Source organism: Paenibacillus sp. G2S3, from assembly GCF_030123105.1.
Lineage (GTDB): Bacteria > Bacillota > Bacilli > Paenibacillales > Paenibacillaceae > Paenibacillus_AQ.
This window is the reverse complement of sequence record NZ_CP126095.1, coordinates 3,640,776-3,659,246: the sequence shown is the minus strand read 5'-3', so window position 1 is coordinate 3,659,246 and position 18,471 is coordinate 3,640,776. Positions and strand designations below refer to the sequence as shown.

19 protein-coding genes and 1 riboswitch are annotated in these 18,471 nt (G+C 43.3%); of the genes, 18 read left to right on the top strand and 1 reads right to left on the bottom strand.

Annotation, left to right across the window (positions count from 1 at the left end; translation table 11 throughout):
- Nucleotides 1–24: 24 nt before the first annotated feature.
- The gene (locus tag QNH28_RS15900; RefSeq protein ID WP_283907553.1) at nucleotides 25–825 is read left to right on the top strand and encodes an ABC transporter ATP-binding protein; all 801 of its coding nucleotides are present in this window, start codon (nucleotides 25–27) and stop codon (nucleotides 823–825) included.
- Nucleotides 826–975: 150 nt separating this feature from the next.
- A complete protein-coding gene (murB, locus tag QNH28_RS15895) occupies nucleotides 976–1,887 on the top strand; it encodes a UDP-N-acetylmuramate dehydrogenase (protein WP_283907552.1) in 912 nt (303 codons plus the stop codon).
- Between the two features lie 60 nt (nucleotides 1,888–1,947).
- On the opposite strand, the gene ymzB is transcribed toward murB, so the two are convergent.
- On the bottom strand, nucleotides 1,948–2,286 hold the full coding sequence (gene ymzB / locus QNH28_RS15890; RefSeq protein ID WP_283907551.1) for a protein YmzB: 339 nt from the start codon (nucleotides 2,284–2,286) through the stop codon (nucleotides 1,948–1,950).
- A 63-nt stretch (nucleotides 2,287–2,349) separates the two neighbouring features.
- Between ymzB and QNH28_RS15885 the strand changes: the two genes are divergently transcribed.
- The 16 genes from QNH28_RS15885 (at nucleotide 2,350) to QNH28_RS15810 (ending at nucleotide 18,419) form a co-directional block, all read left to right on the top strand.
- Nucleotides 2,350–2,604 carry an ATP-binding cassette domain-containing protein gene (locus QNH28_RS15885; protein ID WP_349655067.1) on the top strand — a complete coding sequence of 85 codons (255 nt, stop codon included), beginning with the start codon at nucleotides 2,350–2,352 and terminating at the stop codon, nucleotides 2,602–2,604.
- 323 nt (nucleotides 2,605–2,927) lie between these two features.
- Nucleotides 2,928–2,971, top strand: a riboswitch (PreQ1 riboswitch).
- 162 nt (nucleotides 2,972–3,133) lie between these two features.
- A complete protein-coding gene (gene queF / locus QNH28_RS15880; RefSeq protein WP_036687775.1) occupies nucleotides 3,134–3,607 on the top strand; it encodes a preQ(1) synthase in 474 nt (157 codons plus the stop codon).
- A 29-nt stretch (nucleotides 3,608–3,636) separates the two neighbouring features.
- Nucleotides 3,637–4,299, top strand: a complete 663-nt coding sequence (gene queC, locus QNH28_RS15875; RefSeq protein WP_283907550.1) for a 7-cyano-7-deazaguanine synthase QueC — start codon at nucleotides 3,637–3,639, stop codon at nucleotides 4,297–4,299.
- Nucleotides 4,299–4,781, top strand: coding sequence for a 6-pyruvoyl trahydropterin synthase family protein (locus QNH28_RS15870; RefSeq protein WP_283907549.1), 483 nt, complete (start codon nucleotides 4,299–4,301; stop codon nucleotides 4,779–4,781). Before queC ends, QNH28_RS15870 begins: the two co-directional genes overlap by 1 nt.
- Complete coding sequence (gene queE, locus QNH28_RS15865) at nucleotides 4,738–5,496, top strand: 7-carboxy-7-deazaguanine synthase QueE (protein ID WP_283907548.1); 759 nt, start codon at nucleotides 4,738–4,740, stop codon at nucleotides 5,494–5,496. The genes QNH28_RS15870 and queE overlap by 44 nt, the downstream gene beginning before the upstream one ends.
- A gap of 130 nt (nucleotides 5,497–5,626) precedes the next feature.
- Nucleotides 5,627–6,148 carry a cysteine hydrolase family protein gene (locus QNH28_RS15860; protein WP_349654991.1) on the top strand — a complete coding sequence of 174 codons (522 nt, stop codon included), beginning with the start codon at nucleotides 5,627–5,629 and terminating at the stop codon, nucleotides 6,146–6,148.
- Entirely contained in the window at nucleotides 6,149–6,967 is an 819-nt protein-coding gene (locus QNH28_RS15855; protein WP_283907547.1) for a VanW family protein, read from the top strand.
- Between the two features lie 83 nt (nucleotides 6,968–7,050).
- On the top strand, nucleotides 7,051–8,187 hold the full coding sequence (locus tag QNH28_RS15850) for a zinc-dependent alcohol dehydrogenase (protein ID WP_283907546.1): 1,137 nt from the start codon (nucleotides 7,051–7,053) through the stop codon (nucleotides 8,185–8,187).
- Nucleotides 8,188–8,328: 141 nt separating this feature from the next.
- Nucleotides 8,329–9,243, top strand: coding sequence for a DMT family transporter (locus QNH28_RS15845; protein ID WP_283907545.1), 915 nt, complete (start codon nucleotides 8,329–8,331; stop codon nucleotides 9,241–9,243).
- A gap of 32 nt (nucleotides 9,244–9,275) precedes the next feature.
- Complete coding sequence (locus QNH28_RS15840) at nucleotides 9,276–10,121, top strand: class I SAM-dependent methyltransferase (protein ID WP_283907544.1); 846 nt, start codon at nucleotides 9,276–9,278, stop codon at nucleotides 10,119–10,121.
- A gap of 241 nt (nucleotides 10,122–10,362) precedes the next feature.
- Entirely contained in the window at nucleotides 10,363–11,862 is a 1,500-nt protein-coding gene (locus tag QNH28_RS15835) for a sugar ABC transporter ATP-binding protein (protein WP_283907543.1), read from the top strand.
- A 32-nt stretch (nucleotides 11,863–11,894) separates the two neighbouring features.
- On the top strand, nucleotides 11,895–12,887 hold the full coding sequence (locus QNH28_RS15830) for an ABC transporter permease (protein WP_076283610.1): 993 nt from the start codon (nucleotides 11,895–11,897) through the stop codon (nucleotides 12,885–12,887).
- Between the two features lie 60 nt (nucleotides 12,888–12,947).
- Entirely contained in the window at nucleotides 12,948–13,928 is a 981-nt protein-coding gene (locus tag QNH28_RS15825) for an ABC transporter substrate-binding protein (protein WP_060623448.1), read from the top strand.
- A gap of 113 nt (nucleotides 13,929–14,041) precedes the next feature.
- Nucleotides 14,042–15,652 carry a response regulator gene (locus QNH28_RS15820; protein WP_283907542.1) on the top strand — a complete coding sequence of 537 codons (1,611 nt, stop codon included), beginning with the start codon at nucleotides 14,042–14,044 and terminating at the stop codon, nucleotides 15,650–15,652.
- Nucleotides 15,649–17,433, top strand: a complete 1,785-nt coding sequence (locus QNH28_RS15815) for a cache domain-containing sensor histidine kinase (protein ID WP_283907541.1) — start codon at nucleotides 15,649–15,651, stop codon at nucleotides 17,431–17,433. Before QNH28_RS15820 ends, QNH28_RS15815 begins: the two co-directional genes overlap by 4 nt.
- Nucleotides 17,430–18,419, top strand: a complete 990-nt coding sequence (locus QNH28_RS15810; protein ID WP_283907540.1) for a substrate-binding domain-containing protein — start codon at nucleotides 17,430–17,432, stop codon at nucleotides 18,417–18,419. The genes QNH28_RS15815 and QNH28_RS15810 overlap by 4 nt, the downstream gene beginning before the upstream one ends.
- Nucleotides 18,420–18,471 lie beyond the last annotated feature (52 nt).

Sequence of the window (18,471 nt, the reverse complement as noted above, 5' to 3'; positions counted from 1 at the left end):
TAAAACTTTTAAGGAGTTGTTAACATGTCAGAACGTTTGAACACAGAAGAGTTAAGTATTGGGTATGCAGAGGCTACAATTGTTAAAGGGTTGAACTTAACTATCCCTACGGGAAAAATAACCGCACTAGTAGGCGCTAACGGTTCTGGTAAATCTACAATTCTTAAAACAATGGCCCGGATCATGAAGCCTAAGAGCGGCAGTGTAATGCTGGACGGCAAATCGATCCATAATTTTTCAACAAAAGAGGTAGCTCGTCAGCTTGCGATTTTACCGCAAAACCCGACGGCTCCAGATGGTCTAACGGTCTCTGAACTTGTCAGCTATGGCCGTTTTCCTCATCAAAAGGGATTCGGCACAATGACAGCGGAGGATCGCAACATTATCTCCAACGCTATCACCGTTACAGGTATGGAACCTTTCCATGACCGTCCGATTGACCGTTTATCTGGAGGACAACGTCAGCGCGCTTGGATCGCTATGGCATTGGCGCAAGAAACAGATATTCTATTCCTGGACGAACCAACAACATTTCTAGATATGGCCCACCAGCTTGAAGTTCTACAGCTTCTGCAAAAGCTGAATGAGGAAGAAGGTCGTACCATTATCATGGTAGTGCATGACTTGAATCATGCTACTCGTTATGCGCAGCATATGGTAGCTATTAAGTCTGGTACTGTGGTTAGTGAAGGCTCACCTACAGAAGTTATGACACCAGATGTACTGCGGGAAGTGTTTGGAATTGAGGCAGATATTGTTCCAGATCCACGTACAGGTGTGCCGCTGTGTCTTCCTTACGAGCTTGCAGCCTACAAAGCCGTGTAATTATAATTGAAATCATACAACGAACAGGCTCCCGTCATTGACAAGGGAGCCTGTTCGTTGTTACAGTTGTGGTTGCCTACAATTCCATGATACTACTACTAAAAATAGATCAAGGACCATCATTTATACATGGTTAAAGGAGCATGAAACATGAATATTGACAAAATTCAAGATGACCTGCAACAATTAATGACTGCAGGTATAGTGAAGAGTCATGAGAACTTAAAAGATCACGTGTACACTAAAATGGGCGGTAAAGCTGATATTTTGGCAGCCCCAGCTACTTATGATGAAATTCAAAAGATCGTTACATATGCGGAACAGAATGGGATCACCCTTACGGTACTTGGGAACGGGTCAAACGTGATTATCCGTGATGGCGGTGTGCGTGGGATCGTTCTGCAAACGGCAGGACTAACCGAAATGGGGATTCGTGACAATCTCTTATATGCGGAGTGCGGCGCCAAGATTATAGATGTATCCCGATATGCACTGGAAATGGAACTTACGGGTCTTGAGTTCGCCTGTGGCATTCCAGGAACGGTTGGTGGAGCGTTATACATGAACGCAGGTGCTTATGGCGGAGAAGTGAAAGATGTATTGCACAGTGCGCTGGCTATAACTAAGAGCGGGCAATTGGTGACTCTGCAAGGGGATGAGCTGCAATGGGGTTATAGAAAAAGCGTGTTCGCAAGCGGTGAATACATCGTGCTTGAGGCCAAATTTGCTATGACTTCTGGTGATGCATCAGACATCAAGGCGAAAATGGATGAACTTACTTACCTGCGTGAATCCAAGCAACCGCTTGAGTATCCCTCCTGTGGGAGTGTCTTTAAACGTCCTCCAGGTCGGTTTGCAGGTCAGTTAATTCAAGAGAGTGGCTTACAGGGAACAAGAATCGGTGGTGCTGAGGTATCCAAGAAGCATGCAGGATTTATTGTGAATGCTGATAATGCAACTGCCAGCGATTACATTGGGCTAATTCACCATGTAAGAGCGACTGTAAAGGATAAATTCGGAGTAGAGCTGGAAACTGAAGTGGAGATTATTGGGGAAGAGTAACCTATAAATAGAAAGAGCCCGCAGCCTACTGTGGGCTCTTTTACTGTCATCACCTATTGTTTAATCTACTGAGAGGGTGTATTTAGCTCTATCTGTAGTGATTTCCGCTTTGCGATCACCTATGTCCTCAATTCGTAGCCCGTCAATAGCTAAGTCATAGGTAGAGTGTGGCAGTGATACTAACTCACCATCGGCGTTTAAAGTGCTGCCAAATCCTTTTAATATTAAGGCACTCCCTAGATAGTCATCGATAACATCGTCCGCACTCCGAAACTCAACGGCCTCTAGATTAAAATGAATTTTATCCAGATCTCGAAGCTCTTTCTTTTCAATAACAATAGTTTCATTCACATGACTGTTAATCCAGTCCATAAGTTTCTGTATGCTGCTTTGTTCCATAAGATGATCCCACCCTTACCTCGAAGATTATTATGTTTAAGTTACCCTTTTCTTAGGATTTGAATCCATATTTTTTCCACATCTCATCGTTTAAGAACACAGGAAGGTGAGGTCTTTGGATTTCTAGGTCCTAATGGTGGTGGGAAGACAACAACGATGCGCATGATGACGGGTCTTCTTCAGTCTACAAGCGGAGAAATTTTAATTAATGGCATGAATATTTCACGTCATAAAAAGAAACTACGCCCAAATTGGTGTAGTTTTCGAGCTTCCCAATCTGTATATGCGGAGTTAGACAAGGAAAAAGCTGAGGTTTAAAAGTAAGTTCCTCCAAAAATGGTTCAGCCATCAGCTCCGCTTTTATGGTTGTTTTTTCTTAGTAGCTACTTTATACGCCGCTCTTCCAGAGTGGACTTATCCGATCTTTGCTATTCTGCCAAGTATTGAAATCGCCCAGAATTTGAACAGCATTCTTAATGGAGAAGGTTTTTTACTCGTAGAAAGTCTTCTTTTACTCTTATGGATTGCGGTGCTATCGGTCTGGATTTGGAAGACGGACAGAGTAGAACTTGTCAGAAGCAGGTCGCCCATGGTATAGTTCAAGACGCAATATGCTTTAAGGAGAAGTCTGCACGGATTGTGCAGGAGAGGTTCGCGAACTCCCTCTATAAAAAACTAAGAGTATATTAATTCGTATAAGCGGATGCTGTCCTAACCTGGACGCTGCTTCCGTTTCTTCTTAGTGGAGCCAAGTTTTCGAAATCTCGTTCTTCTTTCCATTACCGGCCAAGGCCGAAGGAAAAGAGAGGGGTTTTTTGTCGTGTCAGAAGGAAGATTGAAAGAGGAAATGCAAGAAGTTACATTGCTAGGTAATCAGGGAACGCAGTACAAGTTTGGTTATGATCCAGACATTTTAGAGGTATTTGATAACAAGCATCCAGGGCGTGATTATTTTGTTAAATTTAACTGTCCTGAGTTCACGAGCTTATGTCCTGTAACAGGCCAGCCGGATTTCGCCACACTGTATATTTCGTATATACCTGAGCAGAAAATGGTGGAATCCAAATCATTAAAGCTGTATCTGTTTAGCTTCCGTAACCATGGTGACTTTCATGAGGACTGTGTCAACATTATAATGAATGATCTGATCTCACTGATGGACCCACGTTACATTGAGGTGTGGGGCAAGTTCACTCCGCGTGGAGGCATATCTATTGATCCTTATTGCAACTATGGAAGACCGGGTACGAAGTATGAGGCGATGGCGGAACACCGCTTAATCAATCACGACCTCTATCCGGAAAAAGTGGACAACCGCTAATCCCAACAAGTTGATAAGGAGAGATTAAGATGAATAAAAAAGCACTCGTCGTATTCAGCGGTGGACAAGATAGCACCACTTGCCTGGTATGGGCTTTGAAGCAATTTGAAGAAGTACAGGTAGTTACCTTCAATTATAATCAGCGTCATGCAGCAGAAATTGAAGTTGCAACAGAAATAGCAGCTAAGTTTAATGTGAAACAGCATATCCTTGATCTGGGGCTGCTGAATCAGCTGGCACCAAATGCATTAACCCGACAGGATATTGATATTGTAGCTGGCGAAGGTGATGAGCTTCCTAGTACATTTGTGGATGGACGGAATTTGTTGTTTTTATCTTTTGCCGCAATATTAGCTAAGCAGTTGGGTTACTCCCATATCGTCACTGGTGTCTGCCAAACGGACTTTAGTGGATATCCGGACTGCCGTGATGTTTTTGTGAAATCATTGAATGTTACGCTGAATTTGTCTATGGACTATGAGTTTGCGGTACACACTCCACTGATGTGGCTGGATAAAAAAGAAACGTGGAAGATGGCTGATGAATTGGGTTATTTTGATTACGTTCGCGAGCACACATTGACCTGTTATAACGGCGTGATTGGTAGTGGCTGTGGAACTTGTCCAGCTTGTCTATTACGTCAACGTGGTCTTGAGCAATATGAGGCGGAGAGAACGGAGGCCGGTTCTTAATGCTTAACGAGGTTTCAGTCTGCAAAATATTTACGTTCGATGCGGCCCATCAATTAATTGGTCACAAAGGGAAATGTAGCAACCTGCATGGACATACTTATAAGCTCGAAGTAGTGCTTAAGGGCAAACCAGAGGCTACGGAAGGCCACTCAGACGAAGGGTTTGTTATTGACTTTAGCGATATCAAGACGACAGTGCAACAAAGCCTTGTAGACCGTCTAGATCATGCTTTTCTCGCTATGGGAAATGAGCCAGTGTTAGAGACGTTAACGAATACGGGTTCCAAAGTAGCCTTGCTGTCTTTCCGCACCACAGTTGAGAATATGTCTTCATATATTGCCTACAAGCTTAAGCAAGCGGGGCTGCCGCTGTACGCTGTAAAGCTGTGGGAGACACCAACCTCCTGGGCAGAGGTGCTGGCAGAGGATATCCCTGAGGATGGGCCATCTTACCGCTTGTATGGAGGCTGTGATTGTGAGTAAGATTCCTGTAATTGAAATGTTCGGTCCGACCATTCAAGGTGAAGGTGCGGTAATTGGTGTGAAGACGATGTTTGTCCGCACCTATGGCTGTGATTATCGCTGTGGCTGGTGTGACTCCGCTTTTACTTGGGATGGTACTGCTAAGGATAAGGTTCGAATGCTGGAAGCGGATGAAATTATGAATGAACTTTTAGCTATAGCTGGAGATAATTTCGATTGTGTTACGATTTCAGGTGGAAATCCTGCTTTGATTGGTGAAGGGATGGGCACTTTTATTAACCTGCTTCATGAACGAGGGATACAAGCGGCTATAGAAACTCAGGGCAGTAAATGGCAGGAATGGTTCAATGACGTGGATGTGCTGACAATCAGTCCGAAGCCACCAAGCTCAGGGATGACGACGAATTGGGAAATGCTAGATAACATCATGCGTAAGATGGAGAATCTAGGCCGTTCTACGCACAGTCTTAAAGTCGTTGTGTTTGATGAGACAGATTTTGATTATGCAAAAAACGTTCACCACCGATATCCAAATGTGCAGCTATTCCTACAACCTGGTAACGATGATGTCACTGAAGAGGGCGATATTTCTGCTCGACTGTTGGGAAGGTTGGAATGGTTGTTTAATAAAGTAATCGTGGATCAAGAAATGAATAGAGTACGTGTGCTTCCACAGCTGCATGCATTGATCTGGCATAATAAGCGCGGCAAGTAAAAAGTCTTGAAAGGTAACGGGTGTCTGCTTAGCAGATGCCCTTTTTTTGATGATTTGAATCATTAAATTGGTAGATAGAATGTCCTATTTTCTGGTATGATTTTCATAAAAGTTCTGGGAGGTTATTTAATTGGAAAATTCAACTGCACTATTAATTATCGATGTCCAAGAAGCAATGTTCTCCTATCCACAAAAGCTTTACGATGAAGAGGGTGTGATGGAAAAGATTATCTCCCTTCAGCAGAAAGCACGCTTAGCAGGTACTCCTATTGTCTATGTTCAACATACAGAAGATGAGGAATATACAAAAGGTACACTCACTTGGCAGATCAGTCACCGCATCACACCACAGGAAGGCGAAGTTATTGTGGAGAAGCCTACCTGGGATGCTTTTCACCGAACAGAACTGCAAAATGAACTCCAAAAGCTCGGGATTACGAATCTGGTGATTTGTGGGATGCAAAGTGAGTTCTGCTTAGATACGACGATAAGACGCGCATACAGCATGGGGTATAAGAGTGTTCTGGTTCAAGATGCACATAGTACTTTTGATAACGCATTGCTGAGCAGTGAAGCTATCGTTAAGCATCATAATGCAGTGCTTGGAGGTAGGTTTGCTCGTTTACAGCCTGCAAGTGAGGTCCAGTTCTAGATGAGCACACCTCAGGCTGCCATGAAGCCTATTCAGCGTTCTCGCCTTAGATTATTCGTCGGTAAACGATATTTTATTTGGAAGAGGTATTTGAAATGGTTTACTGGACGAGGCAAGGTAGCGAAGCAGCGTACTATTGAAATTTTATCTTATGAAGCCATGACCCATGCTACACCTTTATTAAGAAGTCTTCGGAATGTAGATATGGTGCTGCAGTACAATAAAATAACTAATTTACGGCTGGCGATCACGAAACTGGATGGGCTCATGGTGCGCCCGGGGGAGACTTTCTCCTATTGGAGAAGCATTGGTAAGCCTAGTAAGCGAAAAGGATATTTGGAGGGTATGGTGCTTCATTATGGCGGTTTTCATTCTGGAGTCGGCGGTGGGTTATGCCAGTTGTCCAATCTGATCTACTGGATGACACTGCATACACCACTTACCGTTACGGAACGACATCGGCACAGCTATGATGTATTTCCAGATGAACAGCGTACACAGCCATTTGGAAGCGGAGCCACCTGTTCTTATAATTATTTGGATCTTCAAGTAAAGAATAACACGGAGCAAACGTATCAATTAAAGCTCTGGCTGGATGACAGCCATTTGCATGGGGAATGGAGATGCGATGAGCAGTCCCTTTATAAATATGAAGTGTACGAAAGTGATCATATGATTAGTTTAGAACCTTGGGGAGGGTATATACGCAGTAACAAGATTAGTCGAAAAGTATATACACGGACCGGAGAGCTAGTTGGAGATGAAGCTGTAACTGATAATTACGCACTTATGATGTATTCTCCGCTTCTTCATGGATAAGAGGATAGGGCTTAGGGTTATAACATAGAGAGACACGTTATCGTTCTACCCTATGCCATACTTCAAAGGAGCGGATTAACAGCATGAAAGCATTAACCTATCAAGGAAAGAAGAAAGTGAAAGTTAAAGAGGTTGCTGATCCGAGGATTGAGAAAAAGGATGACATTATCGTTCGAATTACTTCTACAGCGATTTGTGGCTCAGATCTGCACATTTTTAATGGTGAAATTCCAGGTATGCATGATGATTATATTATTGGTCATGAGCCCATGGGGATTGTTGAGGAGATCGGTCCAGACGTAACTAAAGTCAAGGAAGGCGACCGGATCATTATTCCCTTTAATGTAGCCTGTGGTCAGTGCTACTTCTGCCAGCATGAGATGGAGAGTCAATGCGATAATTCTAACGAGGCCAAGGATACAGGCGGTTATTTAGGTTATTCCGATACTTATGGCGGCTTTGCTGGCGGGCAAGCTGAATTGCTGCGGGTACCTTATGGTAATTTCGGCCCTTTTGTAGTTCCTGAGGATGCAGAAATGGAAGATGAGAAAATCCTTTTCTTATCAGATATCGTGCCTACAGCTTGGTGGGGAGTAGAAAGCGGCGGAGTGAAGCCAGGGGATACAGTCATTGTTCTCGGCTGCGGGCCTGTGGGACTGCTTACTCAGAAGTTTGCTTGGATCAAAGGCGCCTCAAGAGTCATTGCGGTTGATCATATTGGCTACCGTCTGCAGCATGCGAAGCTGACTAATAATGTCGAAATTTACAACTTTGAAGAGATTAAGGATATTGAAGCTCATTTGAAGGAGATAACACATGGGGGCGCAGATGTAGTTATTGACTGTGTAGGTTTGGATGCCAAAATATCTGCTTTGGAGAAAGTGGAAACCACGCTGAAGCTGCAGGGAGGCTCACTCAGTGCATTTAGAATGGCCTCGGATATCGTACGTAAATTCGGAACTATTCAGCTTGTAGGGGTGTATGGGCTTAATTACAATATGTTCCCACTGGGTCATCTATTTGAACGCAATATTACCTTAAAGATGGGACAAGCCCCAGTAATTCACTATATGCCTTTGCTTTATAAGATGATTAAAGAGAATAAATTTGACCCGACAGATATCATTACGCATCGCCTGCCTATCAGTAAAGCGGAGCATGGCTATGACGTTTTTAGTGAGAAAAAAGAGGACTGCATCAAGGTTGTTCTGAAGCCTTAGCCTTTAAAAAGCATGAGCTTTCGTCAGAAATGACATTGCTTATGCTTTTTTTAGTGAAATCTAATGAAAATAGATGCATTTTTGCACGGTCTGCGTTAAATTAACATAAGTGACTTAAGATATTGAAAGGACGCGTACCATGTGAAGCTTAAAAAACCGCCACTTCCTATTCCGATTTTAATGTTGATTGGGATTGTGGCCATCTCTTTTTCCGCCATTTTTATTAAGTGGTCTGCAGCGCCAGCGTCTATACAAGGAATGTATCGGCTGTTGTTCACCTCGCTGCTGATGTTGCCTTTTGCAAGACCATACAGCGGAGCAGCGTTCGCTCTTCGTAAAAAGGACTGGATCATGCTAGTGCTCTCAGGCACTATGCTAGCTCTACATTTTTTGCTTTGGATGGGCTCTTTGAAGTATACTTCGGTAGCTAGTTCAACGATGATCATGGCGCTGGAGCCAGTGTTTATTATGCTGGGCGTTTATTTTTTGTATAAGGAAAAAACGGCTGTGTCTGCTATTCTGGGGCTGAGTATTGCTATAGGCGGAGTAGTGTTTATCGGCTGGGGAGATATTGGTATCTCTGCAGATAATCTTAAAGGTGATTTGTTATCGGTTGGAGGAACAGTAGCGGTAGCTGTGCATATGCTTATCGGTCAAAAGCTTGTAGTGCGCATGCCCTCATACCTGTACAGCTTGATAGTCTTCTTATCAGCGGCTGGTGTGTTTGCCATATACAATCTGATTATGGGGATTTCCTTTTTCAATTATCCTGCGAAAGAGTGGGGGATTTTCCTATTGCTAGCAGTGGTTCCTACGGTGTTTGGTCATATTTTATTTAATTGGCTGCTTCAGTATGTATCCGCAACTACGGTATCTATGAACATCTTAGGAGAACCAGTGGGGGCTAGTATCCTTGCTTATCTGCTCTTGGGTGAACAATTAACTGCGCTACAATGGGCAGGTGGACTTTTGGTTATGTTAGGACTGGGCGTATATTTGTACGCTGGAAGAAAGAAAACGATTCAGGTGGCAGATGCCATTCAGAATGCTTCATAATAGATATTTTAATCATAAAGGGGTCGCAAGGTATGGAAGAACAAGATCAAAATTTAGAACTGAATCCTGGAAAAGGCACTGCGCCAACGAGTGAGGAACTATGGAACGAAGACACGTACACAGCTTGGGTTGCTCGATTTGGTACACCGTCTGAGGCTGCAGCCAAGTTAATTAAGGAACCAAGTGCAAAGCTGTACCCGCTCTCTTCTTATTTTGGAGATGTACAGGGTAAAAAGATGATGAATCTCATGGGATCAAACGGAATGAAGGCAGTCGCGCTGTCATTACTTGGAGCGGACGTTACTGTTGCTGACTTCTCAGAAGCTAATGCGCGTTATGCAGCTGATCTCGCACAAGAAGCAGGTGTTCAGCTTAACTATATCGTATCGGATGTTCTTAAGCTGCCAGATCACGTGCTCGATGGTTCATATGATATCGTATTTGCTGAATTAGGAATTGTACACTACTTTACCGACCTAGCACCGTTTATGGAAACCGTCCGCCATTTACTTTCTCCTGGTGGGATTTTTGTTCTACGTGATTTCCATCCTGTGACAACTAAGCTTATATCCTCTAAGGGTTCTACAGCGAAGGTTCGTAAGCACAAAGTTAGCGGGGACTATTTCGAAACGACATTGGAAGAAAAAAAGGTCTCGTACTCTAAGTATTTGCCTTCCACAGGCAAACCAATAGACGAACAGGAACATAGCATTGTATATTGGCGCCGCTGGACGCTTGGAGAAATTGTAACAGCTGCTGCCAGTTCCGGGCTTGTGATCCGCCAATTGATCGAAGAACCCAATCTATCCTCGGATGTTTATGATAAAGGAATACCAAAGACATTCACCTTGGTGGCAGGAAAGGGTCAGAACCTGTAGGCTATTCGAATGTAAGGATTCCAACTGTTATACACAAATGAGCTGATCTAAAGGCTACTTCGTCCGTAAAAGGACGGTGTGGTCTTTTTTGCTTGCTTCAAAACATAAAATTTTAAACTTTTTTACGGAGATTATTCCATTACATTGGAAACTTATAGGTAATACAATAATTTTACATTCAACATTTGAAAGCGATTACTTTAAAAAAAGGCATTCATAAAGGATTTGAGGTGGATATGAAATGGACGAAGTATTACTACGAATGGCGGGGATTGATAAATTTTTTCCTGGTGTTCATGCATTGAATCAATGTCAATTTGAGCTGAAGCGTGGGGAAGTGCATGCCTTAGTCGGTGAAAATGGCGCAGGAAAGTCTACCTTAATGAAGATTGCCACAGGAGTCTATTCCAAGGATGCGGGTCAGATGTGGTACAAGGGATCTGAGGTGGAAATTGCCAATACTCGCGCTGCGCAGGAACTCGGGATTAGTATCATTCATCAGGAACTGAATCTAATGCCGCATCTTACAGTGGCCCAAAATATATTTATTGGTCGTGAGCCGCGCAAGGCACTGAAATGGTTCGTTGATGATCTGGAGCTAAATCGTAAGGTGCAGGAACTGTTTGATCAGATGAATCTAAAGCTTGATCCGAAGACTTTGGTCTCAGATCTGACAGTTGCTAATCAGCAAATGGTTGAAATCGCAAAAGCTTTGTCCTTCAATGCGGAGGTACTGATCATGGATGAACCAACTGCAGCGTTGACAGATACGGAAATTAACGAGTTATTCCGTATGATCGAGCAATTACGAGAAAAAGGTGTAGGTATTATATACATCTCTCACCGCATGGATGAGTTGAAACGGATCACAGACCGCATTACAGTCATGCGGGATGGTTGTTACGTGGATACTGTTCGGACGGATTCAATAACCATTGATCAGATTATTAGCATGATGGTTGGTCGTGAACTGTATCAAACGTCGAAGCCAACACATTCGTTACAGACAGAGCAAGTCGTACTAGAGGTTCGAAACTTATCCAGTGGGCAAATGTTGAAGGATATCAGCTTTCATCTGAATAAAGGTGAGATTCTGGGCTTCGCTGGATTAATGGGCGCTGGACGTACTGAGGTTGTTCGTGCCGTATTTGGGGCTGATCCTATCGATAAGGGTGAGATTATGCTGCATGGAAATACGGTTCGTATAAAACAGCCTCACCAAGCGGTGCAGCATGGAATTGGCTATTTGTCCGAAGATCGCAAACGCTACGGGCTGCTTGTAGATATGGACATTAGCATGAATAATGCGATTGCTTCCTTCTATAAATTCCGTAATGCATTCGGATGGATGAGGGATCGGGAGATGCGAAAGTCCGCGGAGCAGCATGCGGAAGCACTAGCAACCAAGACTCCAAGTGTAAGTCAAAAAGTCAAATTCTTATCCGGTGGGAATCAGCAAAAAGTAGTTATCGGGAAATGGTTAACGAGAGATTGCGATGTGTTGATCTTCGACGAGCCAACACGTGGTATTGATGTAGGAGCGAAAAGTGAGATCTATAAGTTGCTTGATCAGCTAGCAGGTGAGGGAAAAGCGATCATTATAGTCTCTTCAGATCTCCCAGAGATTCTAAGAATGAGCCATCGCATTATTGTCATGTGTGAAGGACGTATAACTGGTGAACTACTCGCAGAAGAAGCATCGCAAGAAGCGATAATGAAATATGCGACGATGCGTTCATAATCGTTCAAGAGTTTATCGGAGGTGTCAAGGTCATGAAGATCGCAGATAAAGGGATTAGCCAGCCTATCAGCTCGAAGCAAACCGGGGCGCAATCAGGGTTTAAACAAAAATTACTAGCATTCGCAAGTTTGATCATTCTGGTTATCGTATTTTCCGTAGCATCAAGTAACTTTTTTCAGTTTTCTAACCTAGTTGGAATCCTCGTCTCGACAGCTGTAATTGGGGTATTAGCGCTGGGTGCAACCTTTGTAATTATTACGGGCGGGATCGACCTTGCTTTGGGTACTGTGATGACCTTCTCCTCGGTGATGGTTGGCGTCATCATTACATTCTGGGGCCTACCTGTTCCACTCGGAATAGTAGGCGGGATTCTAGCTGGTGCACTATGCGGTTTTATAAGTGGTTTAATGGTGGCGAAAATGAATATTCCACCTTTCATTGCTACTCTGGCGATCATGATGGTCACTAAAGGATTATCACTTGTCATAACGGGTGCCAAGCCGATTTATTTCAATGATGATCCGATTTTTGCCAAGATTGCAATGGGCAAGATGATCCCAGGCATTCCTAACACCATCGTAATCTTCCTATTGCTCGGTGTTATCGCAAGCATCATCTTATCGAAGACCATTATTGGACGCTATAACTTTGCACTTGGCAGCAATGAAGAAGCAACTCGCTTATCAGGTGTGAATACGGTCAAATGGAAGATTGTGATCTATACCATCACAGGGATTTTCAGCGGAATCGCTGGTATCCTGATGGCATCACGTCTAAATTCAGCCCAGCCATCACTTGGCACTGGTTATGAACTTGAAGCTATAGCGGCTGTCGTCATTGGAGGCACATCTTTAAGCGGGGGCGTAGGTTCTATTCTAGGTACAATTATTGGTGCACTGATTATGAGTGTACTGACGAATGGCTTACAGATTATGTCCGTTGCTCAGGAATGGCGGACAGTCATTGTCGGTGTTGTCATCATCATAGCAGTGTATGCTGATATTCTTCGCAGACGGAAGCAATGAACGAGGTATTATCTCCATACGGAGTGATATACAAAGCAAATGACGAGGGGGAAGATTTAAATGAAACAACGTCGAAGAGGGATTATCATGCTTGCCAGTTTATTACTGGCAACTACCTTACTTGGTGCTTGTAACAACAGTGATAGCAAAAAGAGTGCATCCGGTTCAGACAAACCATATATCCCAGTCATTTCAAAAGGCTTCCAGCATCAATTCTGGCAAGCGGTGAAGCAAGGAGCCGAGAAGGCAGCTAAGGAGTTTAATGTCGAGATTACGTTTGAAGGACCTGAAAATGAGAGTCAGGTAGATAAACAAATTGAGATGCTGCAGACGGCGCTAGATAAGAAACCAGCAGCAATCGCGTTAGCAGCTCTCGACAGCAAAGCAGCGATTCCATATCTGGAAAAGGCAAAGGAAAACAATATTCCAATCATTGGCTTTGACTCTGGTGTAGATAGCGATATTCCTGTAGCAACCGCAGCGACTGACAATAAAGCGGCAGCAGCTTTGGCAGCTGATAAAATGGCTGAGTTGATCGGCAAAAAGGGTAAAGTAGGTTTAGTTGTACATGATCAAACAAGCAGCACAGGTCAACAGCGTCGTGATGGCTTCTTAGAACAAATGAAAGCGAAATATCCAGATATTGAAGTGTTAGAGCCGCAATATGGCGGCGGAGATCAGTTGAAGTCCACGGATCTTGCAAAAGCGATGATGCAAGCCAATCCGGACCTTAAAGGAATCTATGGCTCAAACGAAGGATCTGCAGTAGGAGTAGCTAATGCAGTAAATGAATTACAGATGGGTGGTAAGATTGTGGTTATCGGCTTTGACTCCGGTAAACAGTTAATGGATGCTATTCGTAGTGGTGTTGTAGCTGGCGCTGTTACACAGGACCCCATTGGTATTGGGTATCAAGCGGTGAAGGCAGCTGTGCAGGCGATTAAAGGGGAAACCGTAGAAAAGAATATTGATACCGGGTTTCACTGGTACGATAAGAACAATATAGATTCCGATGAGATCAAACCTCTGCTGTACGAATAGAAGAGATTAATAATAGAGGTTGCCTCAAGAAGGCAACCTCTATTATGCTTATCCCAAAAGGTAAACATTTACATTACATGTACTCGATGAGTCAATAGCTGAGGAGGTGTTGGATGTATAAGATTATTCTAGTTGATGATGAAGACGAGGTTCGTGAGGGGATTAAACAGAAGATAGCATGGAATAATCATGGTTTTGAGCTCGTTGGAGATTTCGATAACGGCAGAGATGCCCTTGATGCAGTCGAGCAGTATCGACCGGATGTGATTATTACAGATATTTGCATGCCCTTTATGGATGGACTAGGATTGGCTAAAGCTGTAATGGAACGATACCGGGACATGAAGGTCATTATCGTAACTGGTTATGAAGACTTCGAATACGCTAAACAGGCTATAACCTTGAAGGTGACGGAATATTTGTTAAAACCAATTAATGCTCGTGAGTTTGCCGAATATCTAAGCAAGATGAAGCAGGATTTGGATGAAGAGCATTTACAAAAGGCCAATATCGCTAAGCTTCGTATGCAATTAAATCAGAGCTTTCCTTTGCTTCGCGAACGTTTTCTGGAGAATCTTGTTACTACTCGTATGAAAAACGACGAGATCGAGATTAAAATGAATTATTTTCATATACAGCTGCAGGGTGAGGCTAACCTTGCAATCGTAATCGATATAGAAATGGACAATCGTAGCCTGGATATTGCTTCTGATGCTGAGCTACTGCGCTTTGCTGCTTTTAACATTGTGCAGGAGCAACTTGAGAAGGAGCAGGGCGGTGTCGTATTTCAGACGAGAGATGGGAAATTCGCTGCGATATTATCAGGGGATTCCGATGAGATCGAAGTCACAACACAACTTCTTGCAGATCAAGTACAAACCAGCCTGAACAAGTACTTGAAGCTGACGGCTACCATCGGCATCGGTAGAAAATACGCTGATTTACAGCAAATTCCACAATCATACCAGGAAGCGATTTCATCCATAGAATATCGATATCTTTTAGGCATAGATAAGGTTATCTCCATACAGGATCTTGAGTTCGGCAAAGGATTGGATCAAGCACATTTCTCTTCATGGGAAAAGCAATTCATATCCGCGTTGAAGACAGGGAAAGCATCAGCGATCTCAGATGTCCTCTCAAAATGGTTTCAGGAGCTAAAGAGCAATAGCTCTTCTATAGAAGACTGCCGCAGTAGCATCTACCAAATGCTCGTCTCTCTAATGAACTATGTGGTCGATATCGGATTCCCAAATACAGAGCTTGTTTCGCATAATATGTTTGCTGAGGTTGCAGCCCTTAAGACTTTAGATGAAGCTAGGAATTATTTGGAGAGAACTTGCCATGAGTTGATACTCAAGCTATCGGAACAAAGAACAACCGTCAGAACCTCTCAGATGAAAGCAGCAGAAGCTTATATTCGGGAGAATTATTGTAATGACAGCTTTTCACTTAATGAGCTGTGCAGCCATATTTTTATGAGCATCAGTTATTTCAGTGCGACTTTTAAACAGCATACTGGAGAGACTTTTATTGAGTATTTGACTCGTCTCCGTTTGGAAAAAGCTAAAGAGCTCCTTACCGTCACACAGTTGAAGACTTATGACATCGCTGCTAGAGTTGGCTATGCTGATCCTCAGTACTTTAGTGTGATTTTCAAACGTAATGTTGGGATCACACCGAAGGAGTATCGACAGCGACAGAAGGAGAATCTCCTTCTATGAACCCTCATCGTTTCTTCCGAAGTCGAAGTATTCATAATAATATCGCTATTTCTTTTTCCCTTCTTATTCTCTGCACAACCATAGTTCTGAGCTATACTTCATACCGACTCTCCTCAGCTGCCGTCATGGGGAATTCCGTAGCCTATACTTCACAATTAATAGAACAAGTAAAACTGAACATCGAGAATTATATTAGCAACATGGAGAGTATTGCTGCTTTGGTATTAACTAGTAGTGATCTTGAGAGATATGTAAAAGGTTCGAGTTCGGGACAAGAAGGGAAAGTCAAAGATAAGCAGTTAGCCAGCCAATATCTTCGATCTGTCGTCCAATCCCGCACCGACATTTCTTCTATAGTGTATGCAAGCTCGGAGGGTATAACGGTTTCAGATCGACTGGACGCGGTTTTGAAACCGCTTCCTGAGTTGATTGCTCAAGAGTGGTATCAGCAAGCTTTGAACCAGACTGGAGTGGCTGTCTCCTCTTCACATGTGCAGCACTTATTTCAGGATGAATACCGATGGGTAGTGTCGATCAGTAGAAAGCTATCAGATACCTTTTCAGAAATGGAAGCAGATCGACAAGGTGTGCTACTTGTAGATCTTAATTACAGCGTTATTAACAATTTGTGCAAACAAATCGAACTGGGAAAACGCGGTTATGTATTCATCGTAGATCCGTCAGGGAGCCTAGTCTATCATCCTCAACAGCAGCTGATCTACTCGCAGCTTAAGTTTGAGCAATTGGAAACCGTTCTTGGGATTAAAAGCGGGTCGGTTACAGTGAACACTGGGAACGAACAGAAGCTGTACACGGTGGATACAACCAGCTTTGGCTGGAAGATTGTAGGGGTGACCTATCCGGATGATCTGGTTGCTAACAAACAGCAGATGCAAGGTACAGCTGCCTTGTGGGGAGCTGTAAGTCTCATCTTTGCCATGGCTATATCTGTGCTTCTTTCGTACGCACTAACTAAGCCACTTAAGAATCTAGAAATAAACATGAAGAAGGCTGAACGCGGAGAGTTCGACATTCGTGTGGAAATTGAGAGCACGAACGAAATTGGCAAGCTTGCCCGAACATTTAATCTGATGATCATGAAGATTAAAGAATTAATGAGCCAGATTGTGATGGAGCAAGAGATGAAACGTGTGAGTGAGTTGAAAGCATTACAAGCACAGATTAAGCCCCACTTTTTGTACAATACGCTAGACTCGATCATCTGGATGGCAGAGACCGGTAAGATGGAGGAGGTGGTCGAAATGACCTCATCATTATCGAAGCTGATGCGTTCAACGATTGGTGAGGGCGAGGAATTGATTCCGATCGCAAGAGAATTAGAACATATTCGACACTATCTAACGATTCAGAATATGCGCTATCGCCATAAATTCACATATTCGATAGAAGTGGATGAAGACATTCTTGAATGCAGTATATTGAAATTGGTCCTTCAACCCTTAGTTGAAAATGCGATTTATCATGGGATAAAGCATAATCCTGAGCAAGGGCACATCCTGATTAGAGGTAAAAAAGAGCAAAACGATATTACCATTCAGGTTATAGATAATGGTGTTGGTATGAATCCAGAGCAGATGAACAAGTTATTGCTTCAAAAGGCAGATTACAGGATTGGCAGTGGGGTTGGCGTCGCAAATGTGAACCATCGCATTCAGCTATATTTCGGGGACCATTACGGGTTGTCTTTTACGAGTGAAATGGAAGAAGGGACGACGGTCATTTTAAGAATTCCTGCGCTCTATGAGGAGGAGAATCCATGAGCTCACTATGGTCGAAAATAGGCTTGTCTGCTCTACTGGTAATCTTCATTGTAGCGCTTGGGTGGGTAGGTTATCGTATGTTTATGAACGATCTTGATCCAAAGGTCAGAACCATTATCTACGTTCCTAAGACAATCGATACCAGTATTGAATTCTGGGAGGTAATGAAACAAGGAGTGGCGACTGCTGCCAAGGAATTCGGTGCAGATGTCCATACGGTAGGAACAGATACCGAGCTAGATGTAGATAAGCAGATTCAATTACTGGAACAGGCGATTGAGGAGAAGCCCGATGCCATTATTTTAGCTGCTACCGACTATTATCGTCTTGTTCCGGTTGCTGAGCAGATTAAGGCGGCTGGTATCACTCTTATTACGGTGGATTCGGGACTGAACGGCGGTGTATCGGAGAGTTTTATCGCCACAGATAATTATGAAGCAGGCCGTAAAGCAGCGCAGAAGTTGATTGAAAATATTCAAAGCGACGATCAAGTCGCCATTATGAATTTTGTACCAGGCTCCGCTACAGCTATCGAGAGGGAGAAAGGGGTTCGGGATGCTTTATCTCAGAATGGAGTTAATCTTGTGCAGGATACCCTTTACAGTAACGGATCTTCGAAGAAGGCATATCAATTAACTGTTGATCTTCTAAAGAATCAGCCACAAATAAAGGGAATCATTGGCCTAAATGAGCCCTCTACATTAGGTGCGGGACTGGCGATTATGGCTATGGGCTTAAAATCAAAAGTGAAGCTGGTTGGGTTCGACAATTCAAGTAGTGAGGTTCAGTTGCTGGAGAACGAAACGATGCTGGGAACGGTGATTCAAAAACCTTTTACTATGGGGTACTTGGCTGTGAAAACTGCACTTGAAGTCGTTTCAGGTCACAAAGTAGCTCCTGTTATGGATACAGGCTCCGAATTCATTACGAAGGAAAATATGTATACAAGTGAGAATGAAAAGTTAATGTTTCCCTTTATAGAATAAGCAAATAAGAGCGCTCAAAACCATTTTGGCTTTGGGCGCTCTCTTTTATAAA

Coding starts and splice junctions, on each gene's coding strand:
- QNH28_RS15900 (WP_283907553.1), top strand. CDS start 25: ATGTCAGAACGTTTGAACACAGAAGAGTTAAGTATTGGGTATGCAGAG.
- murB (WP_283907552.1), top strand. CDS start 976: ATGAATATTGACAAAATTCAAGATGACCTGCAACAATTAATGACTGCA.
- ymzB (WP_283907551.1), bottom strand. CDS start 2,286: ATGGAACAAAGCAGCATACAGAAACTTATGGACTGGATTAACAGTCAT.
- queF (WP_036687775.1), top strand. CDS start 3,134: ATGCAAGAAGTTACATTGCTAGGTAATCAGGGAACGCAGTACAAGTTT.
- queC (WP_283907550.1), top strand. CDS start 3,637: ATGAATAAAAAAGCACTCGTCGTATTCAGCGGTGGACAAGATAGCACC.
- QNH28_RS15870 (WP_283907549.1), top strand. CDS start 4,299: ATGCTTAACGAGGTTTCAGTCTGCAAAATATTTACGTTCGATGCGGCC.
- queE (WP_283907548.1), top strand. CDS start 4,738: ATGGGCCATCTTACCGCTTGTATGGAGGCTGTGATTGTGAGTAAGATT.
- QNH28_RS15855 (WP_283907547.1), top strand. CDS start 6,149: ATGAGCACACCTCAGGCTGCCATGAAGCCTATTCAGCGTTCTCGCCTT.
- QNH28_RS15850 (WP_283907546.1), top strand. CDS start 7,051: ATGAAAGCATTAACCTATCAAGGAAAGAAGAAAGTGAAAGTTAAAGAG.
- QNH28_RS15840 (WP_283907544.1), top strand. CDS start 9,276: ATGGAAGAACAAGATCAAAATTTAGAACTGAATCCTGGAAAAGGCACT.
- QNH28_RS15835 (WP_283907543.1), top strand. CDS start 10,363: ATGGACGAAGTATTACTACGAATGGCGGGGATTGATAAATTTTTTCCT.
- QNH28_RS15830 (WP_076283610.1), top strand. CDS start 11,895: ATGAAGATCGCAGATAAAGGGATTAGCCAGCCTATCAGCTCGAAGCAA.
- QNH28_RS15825 (WP_060623448.1), top strand. CDS start 12,948: ATGAAACAACGTCGAAGAGGGATTATCATGCTTGCCAGTTTATTACTG.
- QNH28_RS15820 (WP_283907542.1), top strand. CDS start 14,042: ATGTATAAGATTATTCTAGTTGATGATGAAGACGAGGTTCGTGAGGGG.
- QNH28_RS15815 (WP_283907541.1), top strand. CDS start 15,649: ATGAACCCTCATCGTTTCTTCCGAAGTCGAAGTATTCATAATAATATC.
- QNH28_RS15810 (WP_283907540.1), top strand. CDS start 17,430: ATGAGCTCACTATGGTCGAAAATAGGCTTGTCTGCTCTACTGGTAATC.